A 9638-nucleotide genomic window follows, 5' to 3' on the forward strand; every position below is an offset into this window, starting at 1 on the left:
GCGTTGGGGTGCGTGCATCGCAAGGCGGAGGAGGGAGCCACTGCGGAGCATTGGCGACCGACGACAACGCGGCGAGGTGCGTGCCCCGGCGTCGCCCCGCAGACGCGAGTTTGAAGACCGACCCTAGGTCTTCTGACCAGGGCTCTCGCCCCGTCAGCTGCGAATCAGTACGACGTCAGCGCGTTCGTAAACCATGGGGCCATCGCTTCGGACCGATTGGGCACCCGCTACCACGGAACGACCGGGTGGGAGTAGACGCATGCCAGTGATCACGACACCGCAGGAATTCGACGTCGAGGACCTGTACGTCGACCTCCGACGGATGGTCGGCCGTCCGCTGTACCTCAAGTGCGAGGGGTTCAACTTCGCCGGCTCGGTCAAACTGCGGGCGGCGAGCGAGATGGTGGACTCCGCCCTGCGGTCCGGGGAGCTGCGGCCGGGGATGACCGTCGTGGAGAGCTCCTCGGGCAACCTCGGGGTGGCGCTGAGCCTCGTCGCGGCCGCCCGGGGGCTCAACTTCGTCTGCGTCACCGACTCCCGCTGCACCTCCGTCTCCCGGCGGCTGATGCAGCGCCTGGGCGCGGACGTCCGGGTGGTGACCGAGCCCGACCCGCAGCGCGGCCTGCTCGGCGCCCGGCTCGACCTGGTCGCCCGGCTGTGCGCCGAGCACCGGGACTTCCACTGGCTGAACCAGTACGCCAACCCGGGCAACTGGACCGCCCACTACCGCACCACCGGCCCGCAGATCGCCAAGGCCTTCCCGGAGCTGGACGTGCTGTTCGTCGGCGCCGGGACCACCGGCACCCTGATGGGCTGCGCCCGGTACTTCCGGGAGAACAACCCCGGGGTGACGATCGTCGCGATCGACGCCGTCGGCTCGGTCAACTTCGGCCACCAGCCGGGTAGTCGGCTGATCCCGGGGATCGGCACCAGCGTCCGGCCGCCGATCCTGGACGCGTCCTACGTGGACGACACCGTGCTCGTCCCGGAGACCGACACCGTCCGGGCCTGCCGCGCCCTGCTGCGCGAGGGCTTCCTGCTCGGCGGCTCGACCGGCACCGTGCTCAGCGGCGCGGCCCGCTGGCTGCGCGCCAACCGGCCGGACGAGGAGCTGACGGCCGTGGCCATCGCGCCCGACCTCGGCGAACGCTACCTCGACACCGTCTACGACGACGCGTGGGTGCTGGAGTCCTTCGGCCCGGACGCCCTGGCCGGCGCGGCGGCGCCCGGCACCGGCCTCGCCTCGATCGGCCCGACCTCCGTGGGGAGCCTGTGATGACATCGGTCCTGGGGACCTCGCTGCCGCTGACGGCCGGCCAGACGGAGATCTGGCTCGACGTGCAGGGGGCGGAGGGGGGCAACGCCTACAACTCGGCCGGCTACCTGGACGTCCGCGGCCCGCTGGACCGGGCCCGCTTCCGCACCGCACTGGCCCGGCTGGTCGAGGAGGCGCAGTGCCTGCGCGCCCAGTTCCTCGACGTCGCCGGCGAGCCGCGCCAGCGACTGCGCGAGGTCGCCGAACTTCCGCTCGCCGAGGTCGACTTCACCGCCGAGGCCGATCCTTCGGCGGCCGCGCTCGACTGGATGCGGGCGGACCTGGCGAAGCCGTACGACCCGGCCGGCTTCCCGCTGTTCCGGCTCGCCGTCCTCACCCTGGGCCCGGACCGGGCGTTCTTCTACCTCTCCGTCCACCACCTGCTGTGCGACGGCTTCAGCCAGGTGGTGCTCTGGCGCCGGCTGGCCGAGCTGTACGAGGCCGACGGCGGCGACGCCGGCCCGGCCCTGCCCCCGCTGGCCGACCTGCTGGCCGCCGAGGCGGCCCACCGCGGCTCCGAACGGGCCCGGCGGGACGCGGAGTTCTGGCAGCGGCGGTTCCCCGAGCCGCCGGAGCCGGCCGACCTCTCGCACCGGGAGCCCCCGGCGGCCGCGCCGCAGGGCTTCCTGCGCCGCACCGCCGCGCTGTCCGCCGGTACCTGCGCCGGGCTGCGCGCGAGCGCCGGCCGCGCGGACGTCACCTGGCCGACCGCGGTGATGGCGGCGGTCGCGGTGTACACCCAGCGGATGACCGGGGTCGAGGACGTCCTGCTGACCCTGCCGGTGACCGCCCGGCTGACCGCCCACGAGCGGTCGATCCCCGGGATGCTGGCCAACTACCTGCCGCTGCGGGTGCCCGTACGCCCCACCCTCACCAAGGCCGGCCTGCTGCGCGGGACCTCCCGGGAGCTCGCCCAGGTGCTCCGCCACCAGCGCCACCGGGTCAGCGCGATCCGCCGGGCGATGGGGCTGCGCAGCGACGACCGGCGGCCGTTCGGCCCGTTCGTCAACTTGCTGCCGCAGCAGACCGAGCTGGCGCTCGGGCCGTGCACCGCCCGGGTGGTCAACCTGTCGACCGGGCTGATCGACGACCTGATGGTCACCGTGGTGGAGACCGCCGGGGCGGGCATCGAGCTGCACCTCAACGGGAACCCGGACCGCTACACCGGGGCCGAGCTCGACCGCCACCTCGCCCGACTGGTGGACTTCCTGGGCGACTTCGCCGAAGCCGGGGACGACCGGCCGGTCGGCGGCCTGGCGGTGGCCGCCGGGGACCGCGCCGACTGGCTGCGGGAGGCGAGCGGGCCCGAGCGCGCGGCGGGGTTCGACTGCCCGGTGGCCCGGATCCGCGAACTCGCCGCCCGGCACCCCGAGGCGGTGGCGGTCGCCGAGGACGGCGGCACGACCGGCTACGCCGAGCTGGTCGGCCGGGCGAGCGCGCTGTCCCGCCGGGTGGCCGGCGCCGGCCTGGCCGCCCTGCTGGTCGCCCCCGGCGCCGACTTCGTCGCCTCGGTGCTCGGCGTGATCGGCGCCGGCGCGGCCTACGTCCCGCTGGACCCGCGGGCGCCCGAGGCCAGGACCGTCGCCCTGCTGGTCGACAACGGGATCGACACCGTGGTCGCGGACGCCGCCCACCGGCCGCTCGCCGAACGGGCGGTGGCCGCCGCCGGCCGGCCGATCCGGGTGGTGGAGGTCTCCGCGCGGGACCGGGACGCCGCCGACCGCCTCGCGCCCGTGCTCGGCTCCCCGCTGGACCTGGCGTACGTGATCTTCACCTCCGGGTCCACCGGAGCGCCGAAGGGCGCCATGGTGCACCGCGCGGGGATGGTCAACCACCTGCTGGCGAAGGTCGACGACCTGGCGCTGGAGCGGACCGACACCGTGGTGCAGAACGCCCCGGTCACCTTCGACGTGTCGGTGTGGCAGATGCTCGCGCCGCTGGTGGTCGGCGGCCGGGTGCGGGTGGTGCGCCGGGAGACCGCGGCCGACCCCGACCTGCTGTTCGCCCTGGCCGACACCGAGGGCGTCACCGTCCTGGAGGTCGTCCCCTCGCTGCTGCGCGCCGCCCTGGACGCCTGGGACCTCACCGCCGAGGCGCCCCGGCTGGCCGCGCTGCGCCATCTGGTGGCGACCGGCGAGGCGCTGCCGGCCGACCTGTGCCGGCGCTGGACCGCCCGCTACCCGCTGGTCGGGCTGGTCAACGCGTACGGGCCCACCGAGTGCTCGGACGACGTCGCCCACGCGCACCTCGGGCCGGACACCCCGGGGCACGGCTCCGTCCCGATCGGCGGCCCGGTCCGCAACACCCGGCTCTACCTGCTCGACGACGCCCTGCTCCCGGTGCCCCCGGGCACGCCCGGCGAGCTGTACGTCGGCGGCGCCGGCGTCGGCCGGGGCTACCTGGCGGACCCGGCCCGCTCGGCCGCCGCGTTCGTCGCCGACCCGTACGGCCCGGCGGGCAGCCGGATGTACCGCACCGGCGACCGCGTGGTCCGGGACGGGGACGGGCGGCTGGTCTTCCTGGACCGCCGGGACAACCAGGTGAAGGTGCGCGGCCACCGGATCGAGCTCGGCGAGATCGAGGCGGCGCTGCGCGCGCTGCCGGACGTCTCGGACGCCGTGGTGCTGGCGGTGGCCGGCACCGGCGGCGGCAAGCAGCTGGTCGGCTACTGCGTCCCGCGCGCCGGGGCCGTCCTGGACCCGGCCGACGTCCGCGAGCGCCTGGCCGCCGTCCTGCCGGACCACCTGGTGCCGCGCACCGTCCTGCTCCTGGACGCCCTGCCGCTGACCGCGCACGGCAAGGTCGACCGCCGGGCGCTGCCCGACCCGGCGCCCGCCGCCGCCCCGGCCCCGGCCCGGCCGGACACCCCGCGCAGCCGGGCCGAGGAGATCGTCTGCGCCGCCTTCGCCGAGGTGCTCGGCCTGCCGGAGGTGCGGCCGACCGACAACTTCTTCGAGCTGGGCGGGGACAGCATCAGCGCCATCCTGGCGGTCGGCCACGCCCGCCGGGCCGGACTGACCGTCACCCCGCTCCAGATCCGCACCCAGCACACCCCCGCGGCCGTCGCGGCGCTCGCCGCCCCGGGCCCGGCGGAGCGCCCGGAACGCCCGGCCAGCGCGCCGGACGGCACCGGCGAGGTCGAACTCCTGCCGATCGCCCACCAGTTGCGCGAGGACCTCGCCGTCCTGGACGACCGGACCCGGCAGTACAGCCAGTACCAGGTGCTCACCACCCCGGCCGGCCTGGACCTCGACCGGCTCACCGAGGCCGTCGCCGTGCTGCTGGACCACCACGCCGCGCTGCGGTCCCGACTGACCGTGGTCGCGGAGGGCCTGTGGTCCCTGGAGGCCCTGCCCGAGGGCGCCGTCCGGGCCGCCGACGCGGTCCGCCGGGTGGACGTCTCGGCGCTCGCCGAGGACCCGGCCGCGCTGGCCGCCGCCGTCGCCGAGCAGGTCGACGCGGCCCGCGCCCGGCTGGCCCCGGAGGCCGGCGCGGTGACCCAGCTGGTGCTGCTCGACGCCGGCCCCGGCCGCCGCGGCCGGCTGGTCTGGCTGACCCACCACCTGTGCGTGGACGGGGTCTCCTGGCGCGTGCTGGTCGACGACCTCGCCGCCGCCTGCCGGGGCCTCGCCCCGGACCCGGTCGGCACCTCCTACCGCCGCTGGTCGCAGCTGCTCGGCGAGCAGGCCCGCACCGCCGAGCGGGTGCGGGAGTTCCCGCTCTGGGCCGAGCAGTCGGCGGCCGGAGAGCCGCTCGGGGCCCGCCCGCTGGACCCGGAGCGCGACGTGTACGGCACCGCGCACCGGCTCCGGCTGGAGCTGCCCGCCGACACCACCGCGGCCCTGCTCGCCGCCGCCCGCCGGGTCTACGGCGGGGACATCAACGACCTGCTGCTGACCGGCCTCGCGCTCGCCGTCGCCGACTGGCGCCGCCACCGCGGCCGCCCGGCCGGCGCCGTCACCGTCGAACTGGAGGGCCACGGCCGCGAGCCGTTCACCGACGAGGCCGAACTCTCCCGCACCGTCGGCTGGTTCACCAGCGTCTTCCCGGTCCGGCTGGACCCCGGCGACACCGCGGGCGAGCCGCTCGACGCGGCGGTGCGCCGGGTCCGGGAGCAGCTGGGCCGGCTGCCCGACCACGGCCTCGGCCACGGGCTGCTGCGCCACCTCAACCCGCAGACCGTCGCCGCCCTGGCCCGCCACGGCGTGCCGGAGCTCGGCTTCAACTACCTCGGCCGCTTCCCGGCCGACCGGGAGGAGAGCGCCGGGGACTGGCTGCCGGACGCCCGGCACGCCGTCGTCGGCACCGGGGTGCACCCGCGGATGCCGCTGCGGCACGTGCTCGCGGCCACCCCGGTCACCGAGGACCGGGCGGACGGGCCGCACCTGGTCGCGGACTGGCTCTGGGCCCCCGAGGCGCTGGCCGACGCCGATGCGGAACACCTCGCCCACGCCTGGTTCCGCGCGCTCGAAGCCCTCGCCGACCACGCCGCCTCCGCCGAACCGGCCGCGGCGGCGGACGGGGAGGCCCTGGAGCTGTCCCCGCTGCAGAAGGGCCTGATCTTCCAGACGGAGTTCGACAAGCAGGGCATGAACTCCTACCTGATGCAGGCCGTCCTCGACATCGAGGGCCCCTTCGACCCGGCCGCGCTGCGCGCCGCGGCCACCGCCCTGCTGGCCCGCCACGACGGCCTGCGGGTGCACTTCCCCGAGCGGTCCACCGAGGACGCCCGGCAGGTGGTGGCCGCCGCGGTGCCGCTGCCCTGGGAGGAGGTCGACCTCTCCGGCCTGCCGACCGAGGCCGAGCGGGAGGCCGAGGCCCGGCGGCTGACCGACGCGGACTGGACCCGCGGCTTCGACCTGGCCCGGCCCCCGCTGCTGCGCTTCACCGTGCTCCGGCTCGCCCCCGACCGGGTCCGGCTGCTCTGGACGCTGCACCACCTGCTGGTGGACGGCTGGTCGATGGGCGTGATCGCCCAGGAGCTGTTCACCCTGTACGCCACCGGCGGCGACCCGGCCGTCCTGCCCCCGGCGCCCTCCTACCGGGCGTACTTCGACTGGCTCGCCGCCCAGGACACCGAGGCCGCCCGGGCGGCCTGGCGGCAGGCGCTGGACGGGCTGGCCGAGCCGCTGCGGCTGGGGACGGCCGACCGGCCGGGCGACCCGGGGCTGCCCGAGGCCGTCGACCTCGCGCTCCCCGAGGAGCTCACCGCCCGGCTGACCGCCTGGGCGCGCGCCGAGAACCTCACCCTCAACACCGTCCTCCAGGGCTGCTGGGCGCTGCTGCTCGGCCGCCTCACCGACGCCTCGGACGTGGTGTTCGGCGCGGTCAACTCGGTGCGGCCGCCGGAGCTCGAGGGCATCGAGTCGCTGGTCGGCCTGTTCCTGAACATGCTCCCGGTGCGGGTGCGGCTCGACCCCGAGCTGCCCGCCGCCGCGCTGTTCCACCGGATCGACGAGCAGCAGACCGCCCTGCTCGACCACCGGCACCTGGGCCTGGCCGAGGTGCAGCGGATCGCCGGCGCGGGCGAGCTGTTCGACACCGTGTTCAGCTACCAGAACCAGCCGCAGGCCGACGTCGGCCGGCTCAACGCGCTGGTGCCCGAGCTGCGGCTGGGCGACGCCCGGACCCGGCTGGCCGGCGAGCGCGGCCTCGCGGTGCTCGCGTACCCGGACACCCGGCTGACGCTGAGCGCGCAGTTCCGCCCCGAGCGCTACGACCGCCGGGAGGTGGTGCGCATCCTGGACCGCTTCGCCCACGTGGTGGAGAGCGTCCTGGCCGCCCCGGACGTCCCGGTCCGCCGGCTGCCGCTGCTCACCGAGGAGGAGCACCGGCGGATCCTCGGCGACTGGGCCGGCCGGGCCGACACAGCCCCGCGGACCGTCGTCCCCGCGCTGTTCGCCGCCCAGGCCGCCCGGGCGCCCGAGGCGGTGGCCGTGGTCTTCGAGGACCGCGGGACGACCTACCGCGAGCTGGACGAGCGCTCGAACCGGCTGGCCCGGCTGCTGATCGCCCGCGGCGCCGGCCCGGAGCGGATCGTCGCCCTGGCCGTGCCGGACCCGGTCGAGATGACCTGCGCCGTGCTGGCGGCGCTCAAGAGCGGCGCGGCCTACCTGCCGATCGACCCCAAGTACCCGGCCGACCGGATCGCCTTCATGCTGGCCGACAGCCGGCCCGCCGTGCTGCTCACCACCCGCGCCCTCGCCCCGCAGCTCGCGGCCGACGGCGTCCGCACGGTGCTGCTCGACGACCCGGCCACCGCGGCCGAGCTGGCCAGCCTGCCGGACCACGCCCCGCAGGACGCGGAGCGGACCGCCCCGCTGCTGCCCGGGCACCCGGCGTACGTCATCTACACCTCGGGCTCGACCGGCCGGCCCAAGGGCGTGGCGGTCGACCACTCCGGCTTCGCCGCGATGGTGGCGAGCCTGGTCGAGCGCTTCGGCGTCGGCCCGCGGACCCGGGTGCTGAAGTTCGCCTCGTTCAGCTTCGACGCCTCGGTCTGGGAGCTGAGCCTGTCCCTGCTCGGCGGCGGCACCCTGGTGGTGGCCGACGAGGAGTGCCGGGTGCCCGGCCGGCCGCTGGTCGACCTGATCCACCGCCACCGGGTGAACCTCGCCGGGCTGCCGCCGGTGGTCGCCGCCGCCCTCCCGGAGGACGCCCGGCTGCCCGCCGACCTGACCATGGTCGTCGCCGGCGAGGCCTGCCCGCCGCACGTGGTGGCCCGCTGGTCCGGGCAGCTGGAGATGGTCAACGGCTACGGCCCCACCGAGGCCGTGCTCGCCTCCACGGTGAGCGAGCGGCTCGGCGGCGCGGACCGGCCGCCGATCGGCCGGCCGACGCGGGCCCACCGGGTCTACGTGCTCGACTCCGCGCTGCGGCCGGTCCCGGCCGGGGTGGTCGGCGAGCTCTACGTCGGCGGCAACCTGGCCCGCGGCTACCTGGACCGGCCCGGCCTGACCGCCGAACGCTTCGTCGCCGACCCCTTCGGCCCGGCCGGCGAGCGGATGTACCGCACCGGGGACCTGGCGAGCTGGCGCCCCGACGGCCAGCTCGACTACGCCGGGCGGGCCGACGACCAGGTGCAGCTGCGCGGCTTCCGGATCGAGCTCGGCGAGATCGAGTCGGTGCTGACCGGCGGGCCCGGGGTGGCGCAGGCCGCCGTGGTGGTCCGCACCGACGACGGCGAGGACCGGCTGGTGGCCTACGTGGTCGCCCGGCCCCCGGCCGTACCGGACCCGGGCGCGCTGCGGGAGCGGGTCGCCGAGGCGCTGCCCGAGTACATGGTCCCGGCCGCCGTCGTGGTGCTCGACGAGCTGCCGCTGACCCCGCAGGGCAAGCTGGACCGCCGGGCCCTGCCCGCCCCCGACGCCGCCCCCGCCCCGGCGGGCCGGCTGCCGCGCACGCCCGTCGAGGAGATCCTCAGCGGGATCTTCGCGGACGCGCTCGGCCGGGCCGCCGTCGGCATCGACGACGACTTCTTCGACCTCGGCGGCCACTCCCTGCTGGCCACCCAGGTGATCAGCCGGGTCCGCTCCGCGCTGGGCACCGAGGTGCCGATCCGGACGCTCTTCGAGCAGCGGACGGTGGCCGGGATCGCCCGGGAGCTCGCGGGCGGCGGCGAGGTCCGGCCGCCGCTGCGGCCCGCCGACCAGGGCGACAGGACCGGTCGACTCTCCTTCGCCCAGCGGCGGTTGTGGTTCCTGAACCGGCTGGAGCCCGGCTCGGCCGCCTACAACGTGACCTTCGCGGTCCGGCTGTCCGGGGCGCTGGACGCGGCCGCGCTGGACGCGGCGCTGGCCGACCTGGTCGAGCGGCACGAGGTGCTGCGCACCGTCTTCCCGGAGACCGACGGCGAACCGCGCCAGGAGGTGCTGGGCACCGGGGCCTGGACCGGGCTGACCGTCCGGGAGGCCGGCGCCTCCGAGGCCGCCGCGGTCGCCGGGGAGGCGGCCCGCGGGTTCGACCTGGCCACCGAACTCCCGCTGCGGGCCACCCTGTTGCGCACCGGCCCGGCGGAGCACCTGCTGCTGCTGATCGTCCACCACATCGCCTGGGACGGCTGGTCGGCCGCCCCGCTCACCCGGGACCTGTCACGGGCGTACGCGGCGCGGGTGCGTGGGACGGCGCCCTCCTGGGAGCCGCTGCCGGTGCAGTACGCGGACTACACCCGCTGGCAGCAGCAGCTCCTCGGCGACGGCCAGGACTCCCTGGCCGCACGGCAGTTGGCGTACTGGACGGAGCAGCTGGCCGGCCTGCCCGAGGAACTCGCCCTGCCCTTCGACCGCCCCCGCCCCAAGGTCGCCACCCACCGCGGCGGCACCGT

General features: G+C 76.6%; 2 protein-coding genes. Both read left to right on the plus strand.

The window, feature by feature from the left end:
- Positions 1 to 259 precede the first annotated feature (259 nt).
- Complete coding sequence (gene sbnA, locus ABZW03_RS30135) at positions 260 to 1276, plus strand: 2,3-diaminopropionate biosynthesis protein SbnA (protein ID WP_355265121.1); 1017 nt, start codon at positions 260 to 262, stop codon at positions 1274 to 1276.
- Positions 1276 to 9638 (plus strand): amino acid adenylation domain-containing protein (locus ABZW03_RS30140; RefSeq protein WP_355265124.1); only part of this gene is annotated, 8363 nt, incomplete at its 3' end. The genes sbnA and ABZW03_RS30140, both read left to right, overlap by 1 nt.

The organism is Kitasatospora sp. NPDC004799 (assembly GCF_040609095.1).
GTDB lineage: Bacteria > Actinomycetota > Actinomycetes > Streptomycetales > Streptomycetaceae > Kitasatospora.